The sequence below is a fragment of the Capsulimonas corticalis genome (assembly GCF_003574315.2).
GTDB classification, from domain to species: domain Bacteria; phylum Armatimonadota; class Armatimonadia; order Armatimonadales; family Capsulimonadaceae; genus Capsulimonas; species Capsulimonas corticalis.
Genome location: NZ_AP025739.1, coordinates 5,628,260 through 5,653,563, shown reverse-complemented (window position 1 = coordinate 5,653,563; position 25,304 = coordinate 5,628,260). Strand labels below are relative to the sequence as shown.

Here is a 25,304-nt window from a genome sequence, read left to right as displayed (position 1 = left end):
TGTCCCCTTGTTGCTTTGCTGTTGAGTTTATTTGACTGCTGCGAAATCGAATTCGGATTGCGGAGCGAAACACCGCCGCCGTCGATCGCGGGCGATGACGCTGCACTGGTGTTTCTGCAATATTCCTCGATTTTCCTTCAAACAAACGCCCCGCAAATAATATGTTTACCAGGCGGGCTTCTTTGACTTCGCCATGAGGTTGCTCCAGGGTAATCGATCGATCACGGCGTCGAATTTCAGGTCGCCGCTGATTAGCCGCGCGGCTGTCCGAGTGCTGTTCGGGCGCTTGACGCCCATCTTGTAGCAAACCGACGGGAACTGATAGAAGAAGCGCGCGATCTTGCCGGAAGCGTCATGGCTGGCGGCGAACTCCTCGGCGAGAATCGTCGTCCACCGCGCCGATTTGCCGACCGCGATGGTCTGCCCGGCCAGCGCCCCGCTGCGGCAGGCGTAGGAGATGCCGTCGCCAAACAAGGGGTTCACCATGCCGGCGGCGTCGCCGGCCAGCAGCAGCCGCCCGTTCCAGGCTTCAACCGGCTCGGAGCCGTTCCAGAGGGGCAGGGGGTGGCCGTGGTATTCGATGTCCTTGGGATCGTAGGGGACATCCAGCGCGTCCAAATACCCCGTCACCCAGCGCGCCAGTTCGTCCTTGCGCGCCTCGCCCCGGCCGTCGTCGCTGCGCGCGCCGAACATCCCGGCGCCGACGGAGAGGTGATGCGCCTTGGGAAATACCCAGCCGTATCCCTTGCGCACGGCGTACTCTAAATGCCCGATCTCCGGCCGAAGCGTCTCGTGTCCGACGCCCCATTCATGCGGGATTTCGGCTTCCAAAGCGATCGCCAGCAGGCGCGTCTTCCGAAGGTCCGCGCAGCGCGCGATCGGCCCATTGGCGCCGTCGCCGCCGATAATATGCCGGGCGTGGTAAACATCGCCATCCGTCGTGGTGACGCGCACTCGGTGGTCGCCCTCTGGCTCCACAGCGCGCACGGACAGCCCATCCCGCAGCTCCGCGCCCGCCGCCACGGCCCGCTCGGTGAGCGCGTTGTCAAAGACGCTCCGCTGCACCATCCACAGGCTCATCTGCGGCTGCGCGGAGTCGGGGTTGATCGCGGCGAGATGCGGATCCGCAAAGTTCCACGTATGCCGCAAATGCGTCACCGTGGCTTCCACAAACGCATCGGGAACCAGCTTGGGAAGATCGGCTTCGACGGTGAGGGGGACGCCTCCGCCGCAGGTCTTGTAGCGCGGCAGAGTGCGCTTTTCGATTATCAGGGTATTTAGTCCGGCCGTCGCCGTCTCATAAGCGGCGCATGCGCCAGCGGGGCCGGCGCCGCAGACGATCACATCATAGTCACGAGTCATATCGGACTATTATACCATGGGAGGCCCTCACCCGGCGCTTCGCGCCACCCTCTCCCAAAGGTCTGGGCGAGGGTTAAGAGTAAGATTTGGATCTTTGATCCAAATAAAAATTCCTTCTGACTCCCCTTCTCCCAGAATTGGGAGAGGGGGCAGGGGGGTGAGGGCCTCCCCCTCACACAAACCTCAAGTTCTCATACCGATTCCCCAGCACCACCTCACTGTTCGCGCCCAGCCACCGGTCGAGCACCGTGGCGTAGACGCTGCGGAAGTCGGTGGTGAATTTGAGGTCGCCCTGGTCGAGATTGGTCAGGCTCGGGTATTCGCCGTAGAGGCCGCCTTTGACGGCGCCGCCGAGGACGAACATTTCGGAGGCGGTGCCGTGGTCGGTGCCGCCGCCGGCGTTTTCGTGGACGCGGCGGCCGAATTCGGAGAAGGCGACGGTCAGGACACGTTCGGAGGCGCCCATCTGGTCCAGGTCGCTTTGGAAGGCGGCGAGGCCGTCGGAGATATCCTGCAAGAGCTGAGGCTGGCGGCGGGCCTGGCCGCTGTGTGTGTCAAAGCCGCTGGTGGAGATGTAGAAGACGCGCGTGCCGAGGTTCGCGGCGATGAGCTGTGCGATCTCCTGCATGCCGGTCCCGAAGGATCCTTTGGGATACACCACGCTGGAGTGGTAGTTGCCGATGCCGGCGCGAATCTTGTCGGCGCTGTCATAAGTTTCCTGGCCGACTTGCCGGATGAACTCGGCGTGCGGAGTTCCCGCCGACGCGGTCTGGATGCGGCGCAGGACGGCGCTGCGCTCGTCGCCTTCGGCGCTGCGCGGGAAGGCGAAACCGAAGTTCGCCAATCCCTGGATGGTCGGGACGGCGGCGTGGGCGCTCTGGAATGCTTCGGAGGCCTCGTTGCCGATGTTGATGCCGGTGAGGGCCGAGGCGCGGCCCTGGCGCACGGCGTCGAGGTACTTGCCCACCCAGCCTTCGGCTTCGATTTTGTCGGGATTCGCGGTCTGCCAGATCTCCATAGACCGGAAGTGGCTGCGGTTCGGGTTCGGATAGCCGACTCCCTGGATGATCGCGACTTTGCCTTTGTCGTAGAGGTCCTTGAAGGCGGTCATCGCCGGGTTTAGGCCGATGGTGTCGGTAAGACGCAGGATCTTGTCATCGGGAACCGCCAGCGTTGGCCGGTTGCGCTTGTAGGCGTCATTGGAGTAGGGGATGACGGTGTTGATGCCGTCGTTGCCGCCGGTCAGCTGCACGACGACCAGCGTCTTCGCGCTTGCGCCGCCGGCCACGCGGCCTTCCAGGGCGTCCTGCGCCCAGACCATCTTCGCCAGCCATGGCGGCACGGCCAGGCCGACCGCGACGGTCGTGGCGCCGCGCGTCAAAAATTCTCGGCGTGAAACAGACATGGATCCTTCTCCTTCGCGTTTATCGCGGTCCGCGCATGTTGCGCCATCAGCACACTTGGTATTCGGGGGTTCCCATGACTAAGGGAATCAAACTGAGCATTCGGCCCTGAGCGCCAGTCGCTTCCAAACCTTGCGCAAGGCCGCGCCGTCGCTGCAGTCGTCTCGCCGCGCGCCCGCCTTCGCCGGAGTTTCCCTCGGCGGCGGTGGCGAAGACGCCGGTGGATGGGACGGCGGGCGCTTCCGAGGCGTAGGCGACCAGTGTTTGCCGGGTCTGGGCGCCGAGCGGCAGCGGCCCCATGGCTTCGGAGAGATATTCGACCCAGGCCGCCTGCGGCGTCAGCGAGCGCTGCTGGGCAAGGTCGGCGACGCGCGGCTCCATAAATCGGAACAGGGCTTGCGAGCGCGTGAGCCGGTCCCCAAAGGCGACACGGTTTTGCAGCGTCGTGGTGTTGATCCAGGCTTCGTTACCGTCCCAGCCTTTGACACTCGGCGGGGCCAGCAGATCCTGACCCATCGAGCGCATGGCGATGGTCAGGCCCGCCAGACGATTGACCTGCTGCGACTTCTGGCGCTGCGCGGGCGTCACGCTGGGCATGCCGGGCGCCGCGGCGGCGATATCGCCGGTGAGGCTGATATCGGACGCCTGGACGATAAACGCCGGCTCCAGCTCCAGCATTTTGACCGTGCCGATTACGAATTGCGCGGGGCTTTTGACCAGCGCGTAGCGCGCTTTGGGTGAATAAAAGGCGTTGGAGCGAAGGATCTGGCCGACGATCGCCTTGATGTCGTATCCGGAACTGTAGTATGTGCCCACCAAGGCGTTCAGGACGGCCGGCTCCGGATCGGTGTAGGCGAAGAAGGAGAAAAGCTGCGTGCAAAGCCGCCGGGCCGTGGCGGGATGCGCCACGAGCATATCCACGATATCGTCGCCGTTCCAATTGCCCGTCTTGCCCATGAACGTCTTCGGATCGTTGTCGTGGCGCTGCGGGAAGAAGGCGAAGTCGCCGGCGCGCATATTCCAGCCGGAGAACGCGCGGGCCGCCGCTTTGACGTCGTCCTCGGTGTAGTTGCCGATGCCGCAGGTGAACAGCTCCATCAGCTCGCGTCCGTAGTTTTCGTTGGGGTGGGCTTTGTAGTTCTGGTTGCCGTTCAAATACCGAAGCATCGCCGGATCGCGGGACACGGCGAGCGTCAGCGTTCGGAAGTTGCCGAGCGCGTTCGCGCGGAACAGGCGGTTTTGTCCGAGCATCAGATCGCCGTCGCCGCCGAGCTTGCTCGTGAAATGCCCGTGCCAGAAAAGCGTCATTTTTTCCACGAGCGGGTTCTGTGTCGTGAGCATTTTCTGCGTCCACCACATCTTGACAACCTGAACGGGCAACTGCCCATCCTTGCGCTCGGGAACCAGAGACGACAGATGCGCGATTAAATCGTCATCCTTCGCCGTATCGGGCGTGTTTTCGGGATGCAGCAGCGCATCGGTCGTTGGGCCGATTCCGCGCTGCGCAGCGGCGGCGATCGCGCTGGGACCGGCGCCAAATCCGGCGCGTCTCAGCAGGTGCGCCGTGTCCTGATAGGTCTGATCGATCATCATGAAGGTGTCCTCGCGGCGAGGGGCGTCCTCGCGGTTGACTGCTGTAGCGTGTAGACGTACGCAATCCGGGATTGTTCGGCCTCCGGGTATACTGATTTCAATATTTCGCAGGGATTTTTGAAGTAAGGGATAGATTATGGACACTTTGACGATGGCGCCGACGCCGCAAAACCCATCTTCGGAAAGCAGCCGGCAGCCCCAGGATCTGTCGCTGCGCGTTCGCGCGATCGATCCAACTCTGGACCTCGTCGCCGAAATTTCTCGTCTGCGCAAAGAGATGAACGCGGTCATTCTGGCGCATTACTACCAGGACGCCGAGATCCAGGACCTCGCGGATCATGTCGGCGACAGCCTCGCGCTTGCGCAGGCGGCGGCGAAGACGGAAGCCGAAGTGATCGTCTTCTGCGGCGTGCACTTTATGGCTGAGACGGCGAAGATCCTCAACCCGAACAAATTGGTTCTGCTGCCGGATATGGACGCCGGCTGCTCGCTCGCGGACCGCTGCCCCGCCGATCTCTATGAAGAGTGGCTCAAGCAATATCCCGGCCATACGGTCATCAACTACGTCAACTCTTCGGCGGGCGTCAAGGCGCTTTCGGACATCATCGTGACGTCCTCCAACGCCGTGGACATCGTTAAGCAGCTTCCCAAGGACGAGCCGATTGTCTTCGGCCCGGACCGTCATCTGGGGCGCTGGGTCGAGAAGCAGACCGGACGGGAGATGGTGCTCTGGCCGGGCTTCTGTATCGTGCACGAGCAGTTCAGCGCGCGCAAGCTCGCCGCCCTGAAGGTCCATTACCCGGACGCCTCGTTGATCGCGCATCCCGAATGCGAGGACGCCGTGCTGGAGCAGGCCGACTTCATCGGATCCACTCTGGCGCTGCTCAAGTATGTGCAGACACATCCCGAGCAGAAGCAGTTCATCGTCGCCACCGAAGTCGGCATCCTGCATCAGATGAAGATCAGCCGTCCGGACGCCGAGTTCATTTGCTCGCCGCCGAATTCCGGCTGCGACTGCGCCAACTGTCCGTACATGCGGCTCAACACGCTGGAGAAGCTCTATCTCTGCATGCGGGACCGCAGTCCGGAGATCACCATGGACGAGGAAACGCGCGTCCGCGCGCTGCGTCCGGTACAGCGAATGCTGGAGATGAGCAAAGGGCTGACGCCCGTACAGCAGAAGGGTGACTAATTCGTGTCCAAGCCATTTCTCGGGGCGCACATGCCGACCGCCGGCGGCGTCCACAACGCTCTCACTTCTGGGCGCACGATCGGGTGCGAAGTCGTCCAGATCTTCACCGCCAGTCCTCGCCAGTGGAAAGCCAATCCCATCAGCGATGAAACGATCGCGAAGTTCCGTGTGGCGCTCGACGCCACCGGCTGCCGGCAAACGATCGCGCACGATTCCTATCTGATCAATCTGGCCGCGCCCCCGGACAGCGAGATCATCGGCAAATCCCGCGCGGCGTTCCGCGCGGAGCTGGAGCGCGCGGAAGCGCTGGGCCTGGACTTTCTCGTCAGCCACCCCGGCGCGCACGGCGGCGACGGCGAGGAGACGGGAATCGCGCGCCTCATCGAAAGCCTGGATATCATTCACGCCGAGACCGAAGGTTTCCAAGTCCGTACGGCGCTCGAAACCACGGCAGGGCAGGGGACTTACCTCGGCGGGAAGTTCGAGCATCTGGCGCAGATCATCCACGGCGTCAAGAACCCCGAGCGCCTGTGTGTCTGCCTCGACACCTGCCACATCTTCGCCGCCGGCTACGACATTCGCGACACGCAAGCCTACGAAGAAACGATGGGCCTATTTGACCAGATCATCGGCATCGACCAGCTAAAGGTCATCCACGCCAACGATTCGCTTAAGAAGTTTGGCAGCCACGCCGACCGCCACGCGCACATCGGCGATGGCGAGATCGGCCTCACCGCCTTCCATCTCCTCGTCAACGACCCCCGCATGCACGAAAAAGCGATCGTCGTCGAGACTCCGGACGCCGAGACCATGCACGAAGTCAACGTCAAACGCCTCCGCGACCTCATCGGCGCCGACGCGCCGCTCCCAGCCGCTCCGGTTCTTGCCTTATAGCCCCTGCAACTTTTTCGTGTCTTCTCTGTCTCATCCATTGAGCGACCTTTGAGGAGACACGAACCATGGAACATGATCCGACACCCTGGATCTTCGGCGGCGGGATAGCGCTGGTCTTGATTGTTGGCTTGCTGGGCCTGCTGTCCACGATTTTCTGGATCGTCGAAATCGTCGACGTAATCCGCCGGGACTTTGAAAACGACAATCTGAAGATCGTCTGGCTGCTGGTCATCATCTTCACCCACTTCCTGGGCGCGCTGATTTATTACTTCGTTGGGAAGAATCAGGGAAGGCTGCGGGTGTAGAGCGGCCCGGCACTTTCGTCCCTATTCCCCCGCGCTTTAGCGCGTTTCCCCCTTTTTCCCAGCAAGCTGCTTCCCAGCAAGCTGCTTCCCAGCAAGCTGCTTCCCAGCAAGCTGCTTCCCAGCAAGCTGCTTCGCAGGGGAAAAGGGGCGCCAGTAATTGTAGTCCATTCACTCGTCACATGACAATGAGGAGTTGATATTGCGAACGCCAAACATTCTTCACACATTCTTGTCGAGAGTGAATGGAACTTAATGAGTGGCTCCCCTTTTCCCCTGCGAAGCAGCTTGTTGGGAAAAAGGGGGAAACGCGCTAAAGCGCGGGGGAATAGGGACGAACGGTGGCTCCTCAAAAATCCACGCAGGAATACCGCCGCAACCGTCGTAACGTTAATGTGTGACCAAGCAGAGTAACACGACGGATGAGGCGACGGGGGAATTGTCCCGCCTGGCGGTGCAGCGCGCGCTGCGGCTTTGGACCGTGGAGGGCAGCGTCGCCACCATCTGGGGGACGTTTGTCGGCGGCGCGTTCCAGACCGGATTCGCGATTTATTTGGGGTGCAGCGATTTCATTATCGGCGCTCTGGCGGCGATCCCCGCGTTCGCCGGCCTTCTCCAGCTCGTCTCCTCCTATTACGCGCAGCGCTACGGCAATCGCAAGCAGATCGTGATCTGGACCGCCATCGTCGGACGGCTCCTGTGGATTCCGATGCTGCTGATTCCGTTTTTGCTGCCGAAATCGCTCTGGGTGGGCGTCTTTCTCATCCTCACCGTCATCTCCAATGCCCTGCTGAATGTGGGCGGTCCGCTTTGGACCGCCTGGATCTCCGATCTCGTTCCCAAAGATTACCGCGGGCGGTACTTTGGGCAGCGCAATATGTACGCGGGCTTTGTCGGAATGGTCGCGAGCATCGTGGGCGGACTGTTTATCGACCATGCGACCAAGCGGGCGACGATGTCGGAGCCGATCGCGTTTGGGATTCTCTTTGGCGTGGCGAGCGTCTTCGCCTGCTGCTCGTTCTTTTTAGGATCTCGAAGTCCCGATGTCGCGCAGCCGGCCGGCAGCGATGTGGTGGCGTCCGGCGCCAAGGCGGCGCTGCGTTACTACGGCGCGCCGTTCAAAGATCGAAACTTTCTGAGGATCATGCTCTACAATGCGATCCTCGCGGCCGCGCCGGGTGTCGCGGGCCAGTTCTTCACCGTTTACCAGCTCAAGTACCTCCATTATGACTATACGGTCATGCAGCTTTTGGGGGCCGTCGCATCCGTCGCGGGGTTGGGGGCGATGCCGCTGTGGGGGTACTTGGCGGACAAGTACGGCAACAAGCCGATCCTGGCGATCTGCAATGTGCTCGTTCTGGTGGCGCCGTTTATGTGGCTGGTGACCGTGCCGGACAGCTTCCCCGGCCTCTGGACGGTGGCCGAAGGCGGGCGAGTAATCGTCTCGTTTTCGAAGCTGGATATCTGCGCGCTCAACTTGATCTCGGGCGCGGCGTGGGCCGGCGTAGGCCTCACGCAGTTCAACATGATGATTGGGATGGCGCCGCCGGAGCGGCGGACGGTTTATGTCAGCGCGGTCAGCGCGACGACGGGCATCGTCGGCGGCATCGCGCCGCTGCTTGGCGGCGCGATCATCACAGCCCTCGCGACGACGCATTTCCCCGAGCACGGCCTCGTGCGCAATTCCTTCCACGTCGTCTTTCTCGTTTCGGCGTTCTTCCGGGCAGTCGCGCTTTTGCTGCTGCAGCCGATCCGGGAGGAAGGCAGCAACACGGCGCGCTATGTGATCGGTCAGCTGCGCGCCACAAAACCGATTGCGTCATTTCGCAGTATCAGCAGGCTGTCCAAAGGCGGCAGCATGGCGTCGCGGCAGGCCGCCGCGGAGCAGTTGGCCTCCATCCGTACGCCGGTGGCGGTAGAGGAGCTGGTGCGCGCGCTGGACGATGTCGCGCTGCCGGTCCGCGAGCAGGCGGCGCGGGCGCTGGGCGAGATCGGTGATGAGCGCGCCGTGACGTCGCTGGTCAGCAAGCTTGCGGATCCCTCTTCGGGCATCACCAATGCGGCCGCGACGGCGCTTGGCAAGATCGGCAGTCCGACGGCGCTCCCCTCGCTCGCCGCGGCGGCGCAGCTCGGTCCGCTGTCGCGCCAGCTTGCCGCGCTGGAGGCGCTGGGCCGTATCGACGACGCGCGTGTCTCGGATCTGCTGGTCAGCCTGGCGTCGGACGCCGATCCCTCCGTGCGCTCCACGGCAATTCGGGCGCTGATCGAGCGCGAAGATCCCGCCACGGGAGACGCGCTGGCGGCGATTCTGGACCGCGAAACGGACCCCGCGACCGTCACGGTGCTCGCCGACGCCTTAGGCCGGGTGGGGAGCCTCACGGCGCTGGAGCCGCTGCTGCGCGCGCTGGACAAGGTCACGACGCCGATTGCTCGGCGTTCGGCGATTAACGCCGTCGGCAGCATTGTCGGCGGTCGGGATTCTCTCTATCCCTACCTCGCGCTCGAAGCCTTCGCGCGCGACGAAGTCGTTAGCCGCACCCTGATGAGCGTTCAGCGACGCCTCCAGCAGCGCGCCAAACGCGAAAACATGCCCGGCGCCGCGCGCATGGCCGCGCGCGCGCGTCAGGCGCTGGAATCCTACGCGGCGGGCCGTCTTTCAGAATGCCTGTCCATGCTGCGGAAACTGACGGAATATATCGAAGTGTCCGAGCGAAACGAACCGGTACGACGCGTGCTGGGCTGGCTGGACGATCGCCGGCAGGGAAAAGAATCGGATGTCGAGACCGAGGAGATCTTACTCGCAGTGTTTTTGGTGAGGATGGTGACGGAGTGACCTACGCGGGACCCGCCCCCTCACAGGGGTAGGTTTTTTGCGTACCGGGCAATAAATTACCCGGCTGGGGACGCTTCGCATTAGGGACCCCGCAATAAATTACGGGGCTGGGGGCGCTTCGCGCCGACCGTCCGTGCCGGACGGAAGACCAAAAATCGCAGGCGATCACACTCTTCCCAGTGAACTCCCAGCAAACTGGAAAGAGTTATAAACACGAAATCCCCATCGCCTTTATTGCTGGCGATGGGGATTTTTCGTTTTTGCAGGCCGCCCTCATAAGAGTTACCCCTTTCCGTCGGCGGGAGGGGGTGGCGCGAAGCGCCAGGGGCGCCCTCGGGGTAGGTCAAACCGACAGCGAGACATCCGTGCCGGAGCCGGCGAGTTTGTAGCCGTAGGCTTGCTGGAAGAAGTCGACGGGAACGTAGAGTTCGCCGTTGTCGACATAGGACGGGGCGGAGTATGTCACGGCGGTGCCGTTGACGTCCGCGGTGTTTTCCGCCATCTGGAACGTCGCCGTCCACTGGCCGATGGTCGCGGCGGCGGTCTTGGTTTCGTTGTCCCAGGTGACCGTTCCGCCGAGGGCGGTGACGACTTCTTTCAATGGCACGTAGACGACGCCGTCTTTTTCATGCGGTTCTTCGGTCAACGCGACCGCCTGTCCATTCAATGTGTAGCTCATGGGATGTGCTCCTATTTCTTGACGGTGAGGCTATTCACGACGCTTTTCACGCCGGCGACTTTTTTTGCGTCCTCTTCCGCCGCGGCTTTTCCGGCGGCGGCGGGGACCGTACCGGTCAGAGTCACGACGCCCGCTTTGGCGTCCGCCGTGATCTCCGCTCCATCCAGCTTCGGATCCGTGGTGACCGCGCTCTGAACCTGAGTTCCAATCAGAGCATCGTCCCCGGCCTGCCCCGCGCTGGGATTGGAGGCGGCGGTGTCTTGGCCGCCTTTCGATCCACAGCCCGTCAGGGCGGACGCTGTCAAGAGGACAGCGAGTCCAAGGGCCGGCAGGCTGCGTCGCCGCAGAATCATCTCACGCATCGTATCTCCTTGTATCCCGGCTTTGAAAGCCGGTGTTGCTCGAATGTACCCAGACCCTGGACCGAACAAAACTCCCGGCCGCTTCGTCTTTTGGGCTTGTTATTGCAATGGGTCGAAAAACTCCGCCCGTACGGTTTTGAAGCGCCCATGCGGCGTCCGAAACACCAGCACGGCGGCGGATTTTCCCTGGTATTTTGACAGCACTTGCCGCGCCTGCGCAAGACCTAATTTGGAAACAGGCTGTCCGTCGATTTTGAGCAGCTCGTCCGCCGGCGAAATATCGGCCTTGGCGATCGGCGCCGAGGGCATCGCGGAATCGATGAAGTAGTGCGAATTGCCATCGACATCTGTGCTGGCGGAGAGACCCGCGCCCGTCGTCCGGGTGTCGAACGGTTTCAGGCTTCCGGTGTTACGACCCAGAAAGATCCGGTTGTTCGCATAGTCGAACGTCACGGTGAAGCGCGAAAGCAGGCCCGAGCCGATCGAGCCGGCGTTGAGCTGCGACGCGCCGCCCTTGGCGTCCAGAGAAAAATCCGTCGGGACCCCGGTCAGCGCGATGCCCCCGAGCGTGACGGTCTTGACCCGAACCTGCCGGGCCTCGGAGATTCCGCCGATGCCGCCGCCCGAGGTGATCATTCCCTTCGGATACTTCTTCGCCAGCCCCTTGTCCTGCACATACGGCCCGTAAAGGCGCACGGCGGCGACATCGCCGGTATCGATCAAGAAGCGCGCCGGCGGCAGCGTGTCCACCTGCGCCGTGGTGTTGGGGATATCGTCCTCCAGAGCGATGGGGACCGGAGAGCCGTCGGACGGCGAGGGATGGAAGGCGGCAGGTTCGGTGAACGTCATCGTGCGGTTGGGGAAATCGACGCGCACGACAAAACGGGACAGCAGATCGTACCCGACAAATCCCGCGACGGGATGTCCGAGAAAACTATCCAGCTCCTCGGGCAGGTTCACCGCGACGGCGGTGATCTTGGTCAGCTTGACCGCGCCGGGAATCTCCAGGCTGTCCATCTCGATCGGGCGCAGGTCCGTCGAGCCGCCGTAACCGCGCGCCTCCAGAAATCCGCCCTGTTTGAGTCCGAGAGACTTGGCCGCCTTTTGACTGATGGCGATGCCGCTGGCGCCGCTGTCGAGCAGCAATACGACTGGTTTGCCGTTGATGCGCGCCTTGAACCCGATCGCGCCGTCGTCGAACACGAACGGGATCGTCGCCGAGTGCGCGCCGGGCTTCAGGAACGTATAGTTCTTAGAGACGGCGGGCAGCGCGAAGAGCGCGCCGGCGAGATCGACATTGTTTTCGATCTTCATGGCGGTGATGTTCACATCGTACCGCTCATTGCCGTTCGTGATATGCTGCTTGCGCGGATAAAGCACGCCGCCGATCCGTACGAAGTCCGAAAAGGTGGTGGTCGAGACCACATCGTCGTCGTTATGCTGTTCTTTGACGAGAAGGAAGCTGATCGGATCGAAGTAAATCGTGCTGGGCTTGCCGCCGTCGGGCGTGACATCCACGATGTAGTTTCCGGTTCCAGGCTCGCGCGCGGCGCGCAGCGCGCGCTTGCCGGGAACCTTGTCCGTGAAAACGTAAGAGTTGGTGTCGAAGAAGACTTGATTGCGCAGGTCTTTGATCTCATCGCCGGAGAGCAGGCGCGTGTTGCCGTTGCTGTCGCGCCGCCAGGCGCTGGCGCCGTCGTAACCCTGCTTGACGTTCAGGATGCCGATCTGGTCTTCCTCGTACTCCTTGCCGGGCTCGGCGAAGGCCGTCGTGAGCTGGCCGATAACGCCGCCGGTGTCGATCGTCCCGCGAATCCGCGTGCTCCGGATCGCGCGCAGCGCATCCTCGCCGCCCATCGCCCGCAAATGACGCTTGAGAATATCGTCCAGCGTCAGGGCCGGCGCCGGATTGGATGTGGATGATCCTGTATCGAAGATCTTCGGCTCAAGCAAGATCGTCAGGTTGGGATAGTCAAATGTGACGTCGAACCGTTTCAGCACGTCGCCGCCGATTCCGCCCGCAAGCTCCGACAGATCGGAGACGCCGGCGCCGGCGATCGTGGAGACCGAAATATTGCGGATCCCGATTTTGCCGATGGTCAGCGTATGACCATCGGTCTGGGTTTCGCTGATCGCGCCGCCGATGCCGACGCCCGTCCGCGATGTCGCGCCGGGAGTAGCCGCCGTCGGGAGCAGCCCGTTCTTGCGCGCGAAGCGCGTATACAGGTGAACGGAGCCGGTATCGCCGGTGTCTACCAGGAAGTTCCCGGCGTGCTTGCCGTCGATGATGGCGGCGGCGACGGGAGTTTTATTGATCAGGCGGATCGGCCAGTGCGTGGCCCCGGCCGATGCCGAGACGGGAACGCTGTGGTCCGTGAGCCGCAGAATATGCTTATCGTAGTCGATGTGAACGCGGAAGCGCGCGAACAGATCGTAGCCCAGCGCGCCGTCCACCTGCGCCCGATCGTTCAATGCCTGCGCGACTTTGGAATCTTTGATCACATAGATTAGCTGCCCGTGGATTCGCGCCAGTCCCGGCAAATCGATCGTCGCCTTCGTGGCGATCCCGGTCGCGGCCGCGCCGCCGTATCCCACCGCCGCAATATCGCCCTGCGGCTTGAGGCCGATGGCGTCCGACGCCTTGCCGGTGATAAAGCTCGTGCCGGCGCCGCTGTCGACGATCAGCCGCACGGGATGATCGTTGATTGTGGCGGCGACGACGATTTCGCCCTGATCGAACGTAAAGGGAACGTCGACGGATTTGTCGGCCGCCGCCGCGAGGAACTCGTAGTCCTTCGCGGAATCTGGGACCTGGAAGAGAGCCGGATCGGCTTTGGCGATGTGCTGAGACGATTTCAGCTCCGCGCGCACGGTGAACGGCAGGCCCGCGTAGCTGATGTCCAGCACCGCCGGGAGGCGTTCGCCCTCCACGGCCTTGTAGGATCGGATGGCGACCGTGCCGGAAACCGCGCCCGTATGCGCCACGATCTTATCGATCATGTACGTTTTGGAGTTCACATAGATCGTCTGCGCCGTCCCGCCGGTCGGCGCGACATCGAGAATAAAAGCGCCCGTCCCCGTCTCTCGCCCCGCCCGAAGCTTCACCTTGCCTTTTTTGGCGTCCTTGATGGGGTCGTAAGACTCCAGCGAAAACGACGCCGACGCCCTGTTTTCCGTCAGCTCCGCGCCGCGCACCACGCGCACGTTGCCGGTGCTGTCCTGCGACCATCCGGTCACGCCGTTGTCCGCCGTGATCTCATGGAGCGGTCCCAAAATCATATCCACGCGGAACTTACGCGGCTTGGCGTTGGTCTCCTGAAGCGTGCCGAAGAGTCCGCCGGCGCTGATCGTATAGACCGTCTCCTGATCCCCGTCCGGCTGTTTAACGCCTGGGACGAGCACCGCCTTCGCGTGCTTCGCCAGCACGGAAGTCAGGGTTTCGGAGGAAGGGGACGAAGCCGCCTGCGCCGCCGGAGCGGCGAGCGAGACGAACAAAAGCACGGGCGGCGCGCATCGCGCGAAGATTGCGTATTTCACGGGGATATTGTACCAGATATCGTGACCTGCCCCCGCTCCTTCGGAGCCCCCTCGCTTGCAAACCCACCCCCGGCCTTCGGCCGACCCCTCCCGCGACGGGAAGGGTGATTCGGATCGATGTCGCAGGCGTCTCTCGTAAGAGGCAATCTTACTAACCCTTCCCGTCGCGGGAGGGGTCGGCCGAAGGCCGGGGGTGGGTTTGCCAGAGAAGGAGGGAAGAGTTCTGAACTCATAAAAACAGCCCGCGCTTCGTTGTGAAGCGCGGGCTGTGGTTGCGAAATCCTAGCAGTCGTAGTACAGGTAGAACTCGTACGGATGGGGCCGCAGAGCGACGCCTTCCACTTCACGAACTCGCTTGTAGTCGATGTAGGTCTCGATCAGGCTCTTGGTGAACACGTCGCCCTTGAGCAGGAAGTCGTGGTCGGCTTCGAGGGCGTCGAGCGATTCGGCCAGGGAGCCGGGGGTCTGCGCGATGCCGGCCTTCTCTTCAGGAGCCAGTTCGTAGATATCCTTGTCGACCGGAGCCGGGGGCATGATCTTGTTCTGGATACCGTCGATGCCCGCCATCACCAATGCGGAGAAGAGCAGGTACGGGTTCGCCGTCGGGTCCGGAGCGCGGAACTCGACACGCTTGGCCTTCGGGTTCTGCGTGACGGGGATGCGGATCGCGGCCGAGCGGTTCCGGGCCGAGTAGACCAGGTTGATCGGAGCTTCGTAACCCGGCACCAGGCGGCGGTAGGAGTTGGTGGACGCCGCGCCGAAGGCCAGGAGCGCCTTCGCATGCTTCAGGATACCGCCGATGTAGTAGATCGCCGTTTCGGACAGGCCGCCGTAGCCCTTCTCATCGTAGAAAACGTTCGAGCCGTTCTTCCACATCGAGACACTGGTGTGCATGCCGGAGCCGTTGTCCTGGAAGATCGGCTTGGGCATGAACGTGGCGGTGTAGCCGTTCTGGGCGGCGACGTTCTTGACGATGTACTTGTGCAGAAGGAGGTGGTCCGCCATCTTCACGAGCGTGTTGTACTTCAGACCGATCTCGCCCTGGCCGGCGTTGCCGACTTCGTGGTGGTGGACGTCAACTTCCACGCCCGCTTCCAGCAGGGTCATGACCATCTCGCCGCGCAGGTCGGAAAGGGTGTCGGACGGCGGCACGGGGAAGTAGCCTTCCTTGGTGCGCATCTTGTAGCCGAGGTTCGGTTTCTCGTCGCGTCCCGTGTTCCAGGCCGCTTCATCGGAGTCGATGGCGTAGAAACCGGTGTTGGCCGTCTGGCCGTAGCGGATGTCGTTGAAGACGTAGAACTCCGCCTCGGGTCCGAGGTAGACCGTGTCGGCGATGCCGGTGGAGGTCAGGTAAGCCTCGGCGTTCTTGGCGATGTTGCGAGGGTCGCGGGGATACTTCTCGCGAGTGATCGGATCTTCGACGTCCGCGATGATCGAGAGCGTCGGGATTTCGGTGAAGGGATCGATGATCGCGCTGTCCGCGTCGGGGACCAGGAGCATGTCCGACTCATCGATTGTCTGGAAACCACGCACGGAGGAGCCGTCGAACGGCATTCCCTCGGTGAAGTTATCCTCGGTAAATCGGTGGGCGGGGAGGGTGAAGTGCTGCCACGTACCGGGCACATCGACGAATTTCACGTCGACAAACTTCAATTCCTTCTCTTTGATCAGGTTCAGGACGTCTTTGGCTGTTTTTGCCATCTGGGGATCATGTCTCCTTAGCGTTAGTTTTTCGGAAATCGCTCACATCCGCGGCTTGGATGACGGGGAATGGCGGCGGACACAAAAAAAGTCCCTGACGCGGGGTGCGACACAGTAACGCGTATCGCACTGGGCCGCAACAGGAACGTCGGTGTTCTCTATTTTCAGAGGGCGCCAGCTCAAACTCGGTCTCAGTATACTGAGCGAACGAACGGTTTGTCAAGAGGCGGCGCACGCGTTATTCAGGGGTAGGATTCTGCTATAATTACCTATCATTTATACCTGGAGCGAGAAACTGTTGAAGCAATGGATGGGAATTCTACTACCGGCCCTCGTTCTGGCGGCGACATCCGCGGCTTTCGCCGCGCCTGACGCCGACCAGCTTTATCAGCAAGGGGTGAAGGATTACAAGTCCGGCAACCTTGCGGCGGCGCAAAGCGAACTGAAACAATACCTTGTCGCCGCTCCGCAGGACGGCCCGGCGCACGGACTCCTCGGTTACATTTATCTGCGGAACAACGACGCGGCGGACGCCATCCTCCATCTCAAGCAGGCGGTCGCGATCACGCCCAAGGATTACTCCGCGCATAACAATCTCGGCGCGGCGTACTTGAAGGCGAACCAGACCGACGCGGCTATCGCCGAATACAAGATCGTCACGGCGGCGACTCCCGCCAGCGCCTCGGCGCATTTCAATCTCGGCAACGCCTACGCACAGCTGGAGCAGTATCCGGCGGCCATCAAGGAGTATCAGCTTTCCATCGCGCGGCAGCCGTCCGCGCCGACATATATCAATCTGGGATACGCGCTGGAGAAGTCCGGGAAGTTCGCGCCGGCGGCCGAAGCCTACCGAAGCGCCGCCGCGATCGATCCCAAGAACTCGTCGGCATGGCTGAACGCCGGTCTTTTGTATCAGCAGACCGGAGACACCGGCAAGGCGATCGGCGCGCTCAGCCGCGCCGTCGCGCTTGGGACCGAGCACAAATACCCCGCGCATTTCGCGCTGGGCGAGGCTTACGCCGCCACGAACCGGCAGCCGGAAGCGATCAGTGAGTTCCAGGTCGCCTCGCGCTTGCAGCCGAAGGAGTTCGCGCCCTGGTTCAATCTCGCGATCGTGCAATCGCGCGCCGGCGACCTGCTGGCCTCCATCGCCGCGTATCGAAAGGCGCTGGAGATCAAGCCGGGCGACAAGGCCACCACGCTCAATCTCGGCATCGCGCTCGGCGACGCCGGCAAGACGGACGAGGCGATCGCGCTGCTTAACCAAGTTGCCGACGCCGATCCGGACGGCGCGGAGGCGCATGTGGCGCTTGGAGAGATCTACACGCGTCAGGGCGACTACGCCAAGGCGAAGGGCGAACTCAAAACGGCGCTGGAGAACAAGCCGGACGACCTCGATATCAAGCTGGCGCTTGCGGATCTGTACTACGCGCAGAAGAATTACCTGGACGCCGTCACCCTCTACGATAATGTCGCGAAGGCCGAGCCGCGCAATTCCAACGCCCAGAACAGCCGTGGGCTGGCGCATGAGGCGCTCGGCGATCTCGTGACCGCGATCGACGCGTTTCAGGCGGCCCTCGACGCCGATCCGAAAAACGCCATCGCGCAAAATAATCTTGGTGTGGTCTACGAAAAACAAGGTAGAACTACTGTAGCGCTGGCAGCCTACCGTAAAGCCGTCCAAATCGACCCGAATCTGAAAGAAGCGCGGGAAAACGTGTCTCGCTTCTCTCGGAAATAAGATCTTTACACTCGAAATGGGCGCTTAAAGTTTATGTTCATGCGTACGATTGGTATCATGGCGAATGCAGGAAAGGACGCGGCGCTCCATGTGGCCAAGGCGGCGGATGAATATCTGCGCGCTCGGGGCGTAGCGGTCCTGCTTCAGCATCATGTGGCGGAGGAGATTGGCGACGCCGGGCGCGGTCTCAGCGACAGTGAAGTGACGGACGCCGACGCCGTGCTGGTGATGGGCGGCGACGGCACGATCCTGGCGACATCGCGCGAGTGCGCGTCCAAAGGCACGCCGATGCTTCCGATACATTTGGGTCGCTTCGGCTTTTTGACGGAAGTGTCGCCGGAGGATTTGAACCCGGCGCTGGACGCCCTGCTCAGCGGCAATTTCACCGTCGATGAGCGGATGATGCTACGCTGCGAATCGCTGCGCGGCGCCGACGAGGAAGATCAAGCGTCGGCGTTCGCGCTGAACGATGTGGTGATCGCCAACGGTCCTTTGTCCCGCGTGCTGCATCTGCGCATGTCGGTCAACGGCAAATATGTGACGACTTATGCGGCCGATGGGATCATCATCGCCACGCCGACGGGGTCCACGGCGTATTCGCTCTCGGCCGGCGGGCCGCTGGTTCATCCGAGCATGCAGACGATCCTTGTGACGCCGATCTGTCCGCATACGCTGACGGCGCGCGCGCTGCTTGTGCCCGAGGACGCCGAGATCACAATCGTCGTCGAGCGCGACCCGCAGGACATGGTCCGCGTGACCGTCGACGGTCAGGTCGGCTTCCCGCTGCTCGCGGGCGATGAAATCAAGGTGCGCCGGTCGCCCTATCCCGCCCGCCTTCTCACCGTCGGCGGCGCCGACTTTTACGACAAGCTCCAGAGCAAACTGCGCTGGGGCGAACGAATGGTGTACTAAAGCAACGAATTTTCCGACCAGGATGTGTGAATGCTTCAGGAACTGCATATTGAAAATTTCGCCCTGATCGACCGGCTGTCGCTGACGTTTGGTCCAGGGCTCAATGTTTTGACGGGGGAAACGGGCGCCGGAAAATCGATCATCATTGATGCGCTGGGGCTGGTCCTCGGAGAGCGGGCGAATGCGAACGATTTGATCCGCACCGGAGCGGACCGGTCGGTGGTCGAGGCGGTCTTCGATATCTCGGGGGAGCCGCCGGCCGTACGCGAGAAGATCGCGGAGCTGGGGCTGGAGACCGATGATGAGGCGGTGCTGCTGATCACGCGCGAACTACGGCGTGGCAGCGGCAAGTCTCAGTGCCGTATCAATGGTCGTCTGATGCCGGTGTCCACCTTGAAGGAAGTCGGGGAGAATCTGGTCGATGTCCATGGACAGCACGAGCATCAATCGCTGCTGGCCGCCGATCGGCATATCGATGTCCTCGACAAATGGCTGGGAAAATCCGTGCTGGCGCTGCGCGCCGATGTGGCGGCGCGCGTGTCCGAACTGAACGGGCTGCGGCGTGAGCTGGAGCGCCTGCGGCTGGACGCCCGCGAGCGCACGCGGACGCTGGATCTGTATCGGTTCCAGCAGGAAGAGATCGACGCCGCGAGCTTAGCCGCTGGGGAAGAGGATGACCTGGGCGCGGAGCGCAGCCGCATCGCGAACGCGGAGAAACTGGCGACGGGCGCAGCGGAGGCGCACGCTTATCTGACGGGCGACGATAGCGGCAAAGGCGCTCTGGACCTCGTGAACGCCGCGCTGGCGTCCGTCGAGCACGCCAGCGGCATGGACGAAACGCTCGCGCCGGTCGTAGAGATGATCCAGGGCGCTTTGTCGTATCTGGAGGACGGCGCGCACGAACTGCGCAGCTACCAGGAAGCGATTGAGTACGACCCCGAGCGGCTGGAAGAGATCGAAAGCCGCCTGAACCTGATCCGGACCTTGAAACGTAAATACGGCGACACGGTTGAGGAGATCCTGGCCTACGGCGTCGAGCTGCGGGAAAATTTGGACCGCTTGGAAAACTCCGAGGAGCGCGAGGCGGACCTGACGGCGCAGATCGAGAAGGGCGAGAATGACTTGACGAAGGTCGCGGCGAAGCTTACGGCGGCGCGCAAGACGGGCGCGAAAGATTTCGCTTCCAAGATCGCCGCCGAGCTGGGCGATCTGGGGATGACGGCGACGAAGTTCGAAGTCAGCATCGAAGCGCAGCCGGTGACGAGCAAAGGCGCTGACCATATTGAGTTTTTGCTGTCGCCCAATCCCGGCGAGCCGCTGCGCCCCCTGGCCAAGATCGCGTCGGGCGGCGAAATGTCGCGCATCATGCTGGCGATGAAATCCGTCATCGTGCGCGAGGGCGGCATGCCGACGATGATCTTCGACGAAATCGACGTGGGCGTCGGCGGCCGCACCGGTCAGGTTTTGGGAGAAAAGCTGGAAGCGCTGGGCCGCGAGTCGCAGATCCTTTGCATCACGCATCTGGCGCAGATCGCATCGCGCGCCGGCGACCATTTTTATATTGAGAAGAATGTCGCCCAGGGACGAACGTCCGTCACCGTCGCGCCGCTGACGACGGAGCAGCGCGTGGACGAGATTGTGCGGATGCTGGGGGGCAGCAAAAGGACGGAAGCCGTGGTGCAGCATGCGAAAGACATGCTGGCCGCCCGCTAAGAGCCGCTACGAGAGGAAGAGCAAAGGAGCGCCGCCGCCATGTTTTTTAAAAAGGATGTTCTTCTCGCCCAGGAGTACCTGGGTTTTCTGCTGCTGAATATGTTCGACCTGTTCTTGACGGGACTGATTTTCCGGCTCCATGGCGATGAAGCCAATGGAATCGCCGTTTTTATCATGGAGCATTATGGTCTGGCCGGTTTCGCCATCTATAAATTTTTGCTTGTCCTGGTCGTCGTTCTGGCGTGCGAGGGGATCTCGCTTAGCAGCATTCGTAAGTCCCGGATCATCATCACGGCGGGATGCCTGGTCTACTTGATGGTCGTGTTCTGGGAATGCTTCCTGGTGACGACGCATCTGTACCCGAAGCCGGCTGAGCCGGAAGAGATCAGCTCCAGCGCGAACGCCGCGCCCAACAACGGAGTCGATCCGCGCTGGGCGAACGCCTTAGCGCCCCACAAGCGTGGCGACAAGGTACGGCGAAACCCCGGTAACCCCGGGAACGCTCCGCAAGGCCCCGGACAAAACGTCAACCCGGTCGTCGGTGGCGACAAAGGTAATCAAAACGTGCCCCGGCCCAGTGGTAATCTCTAACGACACATTCTGCGCCGCGCATTCCGCCGCCAGAGCCGCGACGAGCCCCGGACGCTCATCGGTCTCCAGCAGCAGAACGCGGCGCTTTTCTCCGTCAACTCGTGTTTCCATGGTTTATCCTCTTTGTCTTAATGCGCGTGGAAGAGATGCGTGTGCGTGAAGAGGAAAAAGCCCAGCACGGCGGCGGTGGCTAACCCTCCCACGTAAATCATCGCAAATACTTCCGATCGATCGAACTTAAAGTGCTTGGAATTGGCCAGCACGACGGCGAAACCCATGGGGAAGAGCGCCGGAATATTTCCTACTCCAATCACCGCGAGGATCATCGCCAGCGCCAGCAGGCCGTACATCGTGAAGAATGTCCCGCGCATATTCAGGCGCAATCGCTCGACGATCCCGAAGAAAAACGGAATGAACAGCGCGTCGCCCGGGCCGACATACGCCTGCGGCTGAAGTCCGCCTACCGACGGCATCGCCACGGAAACACGGTGGACGACTTCCGGATGCTGCGCGATGGTGTTGGCCGTAAAGCCGATATTCGTCAAAACTCCCACCACATCGATCGCCATGATCACCAGCGCAATGGGCAAAAGCAGTTTCGGCTCGCGGATAATCACCGAGAGCATCATGCCCAGAAACGCCAGCGCGACCGTCAGCGAAAGCCCCACCAGCGCTTTATCCAGCAGGAACACGCCTACGGCGAGCGCATAGGGCATTTCCCGAAACGGGATCTTCACCACCACGCAAAGCCACCAGATCAGCGCGGAAAGCGCCACTCCTACCAGGGATTGCCGGACAGGCAAGCGCATTCCAACAATCGCGCGCGGGATCGCCATCTGGAGCAGCATGAAGGCGAGCGTGGAAAGAATGACCAGGCCGGCGATTTGCGGCCTGGAGAGATGCCTTGGATCGAGACGAATCAGCGGCAGAAGACAATCAAAGGCGAGATAGATCAGGGAAAAGATCAGCGCGCGATACGGCCACGGATTTTCTTTGACCGCGGCAAGATTAATGATGCGAAAGCGTTGGCTGGTCATGCGCTCCGTCGCCTCTCGTGTTTAATTCTTTTTGGCGCTTGGCGCAGTTTGCTGGAGAGGGAGCGTCCCTTGGGCGCGCGCGGGTGACGGCTTCTTCCCGAAAAATTGCTTATGTGAGAAGGCGAAAAAGCCGGCTGCCAGCACGACAGCGAGAATGCCGGCGTAAATCATTGCAAACATTTCAGATCGATCGAACTTAAAGTAGCGAAAGTTCGCCACGATCACGGCAATCCCCATGGGAAGAAGCGCCGCAATATTTCCCACACCAGCATTGACCGCCAGCATGGCTGCTGAAAGCAATCCGAACATCATCCAGAATGTGCCAGACATATTTAGACGGTAACGCTGGACAATTCCAAAAAAGAAAGCAATAAAGAGCGCATCGCCAGGTCCAACATATGAGATGGGTTCCAGGGAGCCAATGCCAGGCATAGGAACTGAGAAGCTAGGAATGACGCCTGGGTGTTGCTCATAGATGTCCCTGGTAAATCCCCTCGGCATCATAGCCCCTAGTACATCGATCACCATAGCCACTAATGCAATTGGCAGGAGCATCTTGGCTTCGCGAACAATCCGTGAGAGCAGCGCCCCAAAGAACGCCAGCGAAACAGCCAGCATTAAACCTCGAATACTTGGTCTCACATGATATGTGTGTTTAGCATGCCAAGCGAATGTCGTAACTGCCCAAAGCACTCCAAATAAAAGTGCGCCTTGAATGCATTTGGCTGTGTTCCACTCCCGCGCGATTATGGCGCGCGGGACCCAAAGCAGCAGGAACATAAAGACCAGAGTGGATGCGATAACAAGGATCGACAGTACTGACTGTGGCAGGCGAAGTTTTTCGATTGGAACGTTAGGGATCGCAACGTTATACGCGAAATATGCGGCTCCGACGGCAACAGGTGTTTGCAGCCATCGGTGATAAGAGACGGACGGCTTCGGCGCCGCCGCTTCGGTCGTCGGTTCCGTGATCATGCGCTGCGTCGCCTTTCATGATGCAATAAATCAGTCACTTCCTGAATGCTGTTGGCTTTGACGAGCAGAGCTCGCAGCGCTGAAACTCCGTTGAAGCCTTTGAAGTAATGCGTGATCAATCCCCGCATCTCCTTGACGGCGCGCTCCTCGCCGACATGCGGATCGGCGGCCATGGTCGTGAGATGAAAGAGGGACGCCGTGATGCGCTCGTCGAGCGTGGGCGGCGGTAGGTGCTCGCCGGTGGTGAGGAAGCGCTTGACGTCGGCGAAGATCCAGGGGTTGCCCATCGCCGCGCGTCCGATCATGACGGCGTCGCAGCCCGTTTCCTCGAACATCCGCTTGGCGTCCTCGGCCGTCTCCACATCGCCGTTGCCGATGACCGGGATCGTCACGATATCCTTCACGCGTCGAATGATCGACCAGTCGGCGTGTCCCGTGAAGCCCTGGCTCGCAAACCGCGCATGGACCGCGATGGCGGCCGCGCCGGCGTCCTGCGCCCGCTGGGCGAATTCGATTCCCGTCGTCTGCGTCGAATCCCATCCCGAACGGATTTTGACCGTCACCGGGATCTTCACGGCATCCACCATCGCCTTAACGACGCTCTGCGCGAGGCAGACATCTTTGAGCAGCGTGGCGCCCGCGCCGGTCTTCGCGACCTTCGGCACCCAGCATCCCATATTCAGATCGACGATATCCGCGCCGGCGGCCTCGACCACTTGCGCCGCCTCCGCCATCATCGCCGGATCGCCGCCGAACAACTGCACGGAAACCGGGCGCTCGGCGTCGTTCCAGTCGAACATGCCGAACGTCTTGGCGTTCTTATAGTGAATTGCGTGGGAGGAAAGCAGCTCGGTCACGACAAGGCCGACCCCATACTGCTTGCAGAGCAAACGGAAGGCGTGGGAGGTGACGCCGGCCATGGGGGCCAGCACCAGCGGCGTGTCGATCGTAATCGGCCCGATCCGCAGCGGCTGCAGCGGCGTTGTTTGGATCAAAGACATGATAGCGCTATTATACCATACGAGAAACGAGCGGCTAGTTCGTTTGACTGTGCGCGTAAACCCGCTGCAATCCCTCTAATGTCAGCAGCGGCTCTGTCGCCGTAATGCTCGTTCCCACTTCCGAGATCAGCACGGAGACATGGCCTCCGGTAGCGATCACGGGACAATCGGGAGCGTTCATTTCGGCGCGGAAACGGGCGACCATGCCGTCGACCTGCGCGGCGTAACCAAACAGCATTCCCGATTGCAGGGCGTGGACGGTGTTCGCGCCGATCGCATGCGGTGGCCGGACGATCTCCACGGCGGCGAGTTTCGCCGCGTGGGAGAACAGCGCTTCGGCGGACAGGGCGATTCCCGGGCAGATCGCGCCGCCGAGATAAACCGGCGGTTCGCCAGGCGCCGAGGGCGCCGCGATGGCGTTGAACGTGGTCGCCGTTCCAAAGTCGATGACGATGCACGGGGCGCCGTATTTGTGGACGGCGGCGACGGCGTCCACCAAACGGTCCGCGCCGATATCCGTCACGGGATGATAGCGGACGGTGAGGCCAAGCGGGATCTCGCCCGAGACGACGAGCGGGTCGTGCTGGAAGTGTCGTTCGGCCAGACGGCGCAGGTCCGTGGTCGCGCTCGGAACGACGCTCGCGATACAGATGCCGTCGATATCCGTGAAGCGAAGGTTTTCCGATTGAAACAGCGTCGTGAGCAGCGCCGCGTATTCATCGCCGGTGCGTCCATGCTCCGTACGAATGCGCCAGTGCGTGATGAGCTGAGAGCCTTCGAAGATGCCGAAGGTGACGTTGGTGTTGCCGGCGTCGATAACAAGAAGCATGCGGACATTATACCGCCGCTAGTCCTAAGAACTCGACGGAGTGTCGCGCAGGAACATCTCGGTGACGTAGAACTGGCCGATGGGATCGATATAAATGCCGACGCCGACCTTTTGAAAACGCGGCTCCAGAATATTGGCGCGGTGCGCCGGGCTCTCCATCAGCGACTGGTGTCCGTATTTGACGCCGAAATCTTTGGTATAGACGCTGCAATAGTAGATGTTTTCGCCGACCAGTATCGTGTCCGGCTCGGAGCCGCCGCAGCTTTCCAGGTCTTTGACGTAACGGAGCATCGGGGTTTTGGGCGCCGGGGCAGGGGAGTGATGGCTGAAGTAGTCGCGCTCGCCCATATCGCGGGAGTGAGCGCGGGCGGTTTCCATCAGCACGGGATCGAGCGTTAGGGCGTTCAGGCCGCGCTTAGTGCGCTCGGCGTTGACGCGCTGAATGAACTCGGCTTCGCTCGGCGTGGGCATGCCGGCGGCAGGCGCCTGGGAATGAACCTGGATCGTCGTTTTGGGAGCCGCTATGCTTGGCATTGGCGGCGCGATCGCCGCCAATGCGAAACATAACGAAAAGATACGCCCGACTTCTTGCTTCTTCATCCCGGTCCACCTTCTTGCCGCAGCCGTTGATAACATAGTTATCGGGT

21 protein-coding genes are annotated in these 25,304 nt (G+C 61.7%); 8 read left to right on the top strand and 13 right to left on the bottom strand.

Annotated features, from left to right (window positions below; genetic code table 11):
* Positions 1-165: 165 nt before the first annotated feature.
* The 3 genes from D5261_RS24225 to D5261_RS24215 form a co-directional block, all read right to left on the bottom strand.
* Positions 166-1,362: a geranylgeranyl reductase family protein gene (locus D5261_RS24225; protein ID WP_119319558.1), complete on the bottom strand. Its 1,197-nt coding sequence runs from the start codon at positions 1,360-1,362 to the stop codon at positions 166-168.
* Positions 1,363-1,534: 172 nt separating this feature from the next.
* On the bottom strand, positions 1,535-2,767 hold the full coding sequence (locus D5261_RS24220; protein ID WP_119319559.1) for a DUF1501 domain-containing protein: 1,233 nt from the start codon (positions 2,765-2,767) through the stop codon (positions 1,535-1,537).
* Positions 2,768-2,813: 46 nt separating this feature from the next.
* On the bottom strand, positions 2,814-4,358 hold the full coding sequence (locus tag D5261_RS24215; RefSeq protein WP_165863921.1) for a DUF1800 domain-containing protein: 1,545 nt from the start codon (positions 4,356-4,358) through the stop codon (positions 2,814-2,816).
* Positions 4,359-4,584: 226 nt separating this feature from the next.
* On the opposite strand from D5261_RS24215, the gene nadA reads away from it, so the two are divergent.
* The 3 genes from nadA (at position 4,585) to D5261_RS24200 (ending at position 6,749) form a co-directional block, all read left to right on the top strand.
* The gene (nadA, locus tag D5261_RS24210; protein ID WP_435792419.1) at positions 4,585-5,550 is read left to right on the top strand and encodes a quinolinate synthase NadA; all 966 of its coding nucleotides are present in this window, start codon (positions 4,585-4,587) and stop codon (positions 5,548-5,550) included.
* A gap of 3 nt (positions 5,551-5,553) precedes the next feature.
* Complete coding sequence (locus tag D5261_RS24205) at positions 5,554-6,444, top strand: deoxyribonuclease IV (protein ID WP_218025485.1); 891 nt, start codon at positions 5,554-5,556, stop codon at positions 6,442-6,444.
* 65 nt (positions 6,445-6,509) lie between these two features.
* A complete protein-coding gene (locus D5261_RS24200; RefSeq protein ID WP_119319562.1) occupies positions 6,510-6,749 on the top strand; it encodes a PLD nuclease N-terminal domain-containing protein in 240 nt (79 codons plus the stop codon).
* A 36-nt stretch (positions 6,750-6,785) separates the two neighbouring features.
* On the opposite strand, the gene D5261_RS24195 is transcribed toward D5261_RS24200, so the two are convergent.
* Positions 6,786-6,917: a hypothetical protein gene (locus tag D5261_RS24195; RefSeq protein WP_301002198.1), complete on the bottom strand. Its 132-nt coding sequence runs from the start codon at positions 6,915-6,917 to the stop codon at positions 6,786-6,788.
* 226 nt (positions 6,918-7,143) lie between these two features.
* Here D5261_RS24195 and D5261_RS24190 point away from each other — a divergent pair, with 226 nt between their 5' ends.
* On the top strand, positions 7,144-9,579 hold the full coding sequence (locus tag D5261_RS24190; RefSeq protein ID WP_119319563.1) for an MFS transporter: 2,436 nt from the start codon (positions 7,144-7,146) through the stop codon (positions 9,577-9,579).
* Between the two features lie 343 nt (positions 9,580-9,922).
* Here D5261_RS24190 and D5261_RS24185 read toward each other — a convergent pair whose 3' ends face one another.
* The 4 genes from D5261_RS24185 to glnA form a co-directional block, all read right to left on the bottom strand.
* Complete coding sequence (locus D5261_RS24185; RefSeq protein WP_119319564.1) at positions 9,923-10,258, bottom strand: copper amine oxidase N-terminal domain-containing protein; 336 nt, start codon at positions 10,256-10,258, stop codon at positions 9,923-9,925.
* 11 nt (positions 10,259-10,269) lie between these two features.
* Complete coding sequence (locus tag D5261_RS24180) at positions 10,270-10,620, bottom strand: BON domain-containing protein (protein ID WP_119319565.1); 351 nt, start codon at positions 10,618-10,620, stop codon at positions 10,270-10,272.
* Positions 10,621-10,719: 99 nt separating this feature from the next.
* On the bottom strand, positions 10,720-14,157 hold the full coding sequence (locus tag D5261_RS24175; RefSeq protein ID WP_119319566.1) for an aspartyl protease family protein: 3,438 nt from the start codon (positions 14,155-14,157) through the stop codon (positions 10,720-10,722).
* Positions 14,158-14,439: 282 nt separating this feature from the next.
* Positions 14,440-15,858, bottom strand: a complete 1,419-nt coding sequence (gene glnA / locus D5261_RS24170) for a type I glutamate--ammonia ligase (protein ID WP_119319567.1) — start codon at positions 15,856-15,858, stop codon at positions 14,440-14,442.
* A 310-nt stretch (positions 15,859-16,168) separates the two neighbouring features.
* Here glnA and D5261_RS24165 point away from each other — a divergent pair, with 310 nt between their 5' ends.
* Genes D5261_RS24165 through D5261_RS24150 form a run of 4 tightly spaced genes read left to right on the top strand, consistent with a single transcriptional unit; the run spans position 16,169 to position 20,815 of the window.
* Complete coding sequence (locus tag D5261_RS24165) at positions 16,169-17,599, top strand: tetratricopeptide repeat protein (protein WP_125205789.1); 1,431 nt, start codon at positions 16,169-16,171, stop codon at positions 17,597-17,599.
* Between the two features lie 57 nt (positions 17,600-17,656).
* Positions 17,657-18,511, top strand: a complete 855-nt coding sequence (locus D5261_RS24160) for an NAD(+)/NADH kinase (RefSeq protein WP_165863922.1) — start codon at positions 17,657-17,659, stop codon at positions 18,509-18,511.
* Between the two features lie 30 nt (positions 18,512-18,541).
* Positions 18,542-20,224, top strand: a complete 1,683-nt coding sequence (recN, locus tag D5261_RS24155) for a DNA repair protein RecN (protein ID WP_119319570.1) — start codon at positions 18,542-18,544, stop codon at positions 20,222-20,224.
* A 39-nt stretch (positions 20,225-20,263) separates the two neighbouring features.
* Positions 20,264-20,815 (top strand): DUF5658 family protein, encoded by a 552-nt coding sequence (locus D5261_RS24150; protein ID WP_119319571.1) that lies wholly within the window; start codon positions 20,264-20,266, stop codon positions 20,813-20,815.
* 128 nt (positions 20,816-20,943) lie between these two features.
* Here D5261_RS24150 and D5261_RS24145 read toward each other — a convergent pair whose 3' ends face one another.
* From D5261_RS24145 to D5261_RS24125, 5 genes are read right to left on the bottom strand one after another with little or no spacing between them, the layout of a single operon-like run.
* Positions 20,944-21,852 carry a hypothetical protein gene (locus tag D5261_RS24145; RefSeq protein WP_119319572.1) on the bottom strand — a complete coding sequence of 303 codons (909 nt, stop codon included), beginning with the start codon at positions 21,850-21,852 and terminating at the stop codon, positions 20,944-20,946.
* Between the two features lie 21 nt (positions 21,853-21,873).
* Entirely contained in the window at positions 21,874-22,827 is a 954-nt protein-coding gene (locus D5261_RS24140) for a hypothetical protein (protein ID WP_119319573.1), read from the bottom strand.
* Complete coding sequence (gene dusB / locus D5261_RS24135) at positions 22,824-23,828, bottom strand: tRNA dihydrouridine synthase DusB (protein WP_218025486.1); 1,005 nt, start codon at positions 23,826-23,828, stop codon at positions 22,824-22,826. The genes D5261_RS24140 and dusB overlap by 4 nt, the downstream gene beginning before the upstream one ends.
* A gap of 34 nt (positions 23,829-23,862) precedes the next feature.
* Positions 23,863-24,657: a type III pantothenate kinase gene (locus tag D5261_RS24130; RefSeq protein WP_119319574.1), complete on the bottom strand. Its 795-nt coding sequence runs from the start codon at positions 24,655-24,657 to the stop codon at positions 23,863-23,865.
* 24 nt (positions 24,658-24,681) lie between these two features.
* Positions 24,682-25,257, bottom strand: a complete 576-nt coding sequence (locus tag D5261_RS24125) for a CAP domain-containing protein (RefSeq protein WP_165863923.1) — start codon at positions 25,255-25,257, stop codon at positions 24,682-24,684.
* Between the last annotated feature and the right edge of the window lie 47 nt (positions 25,258-25,304).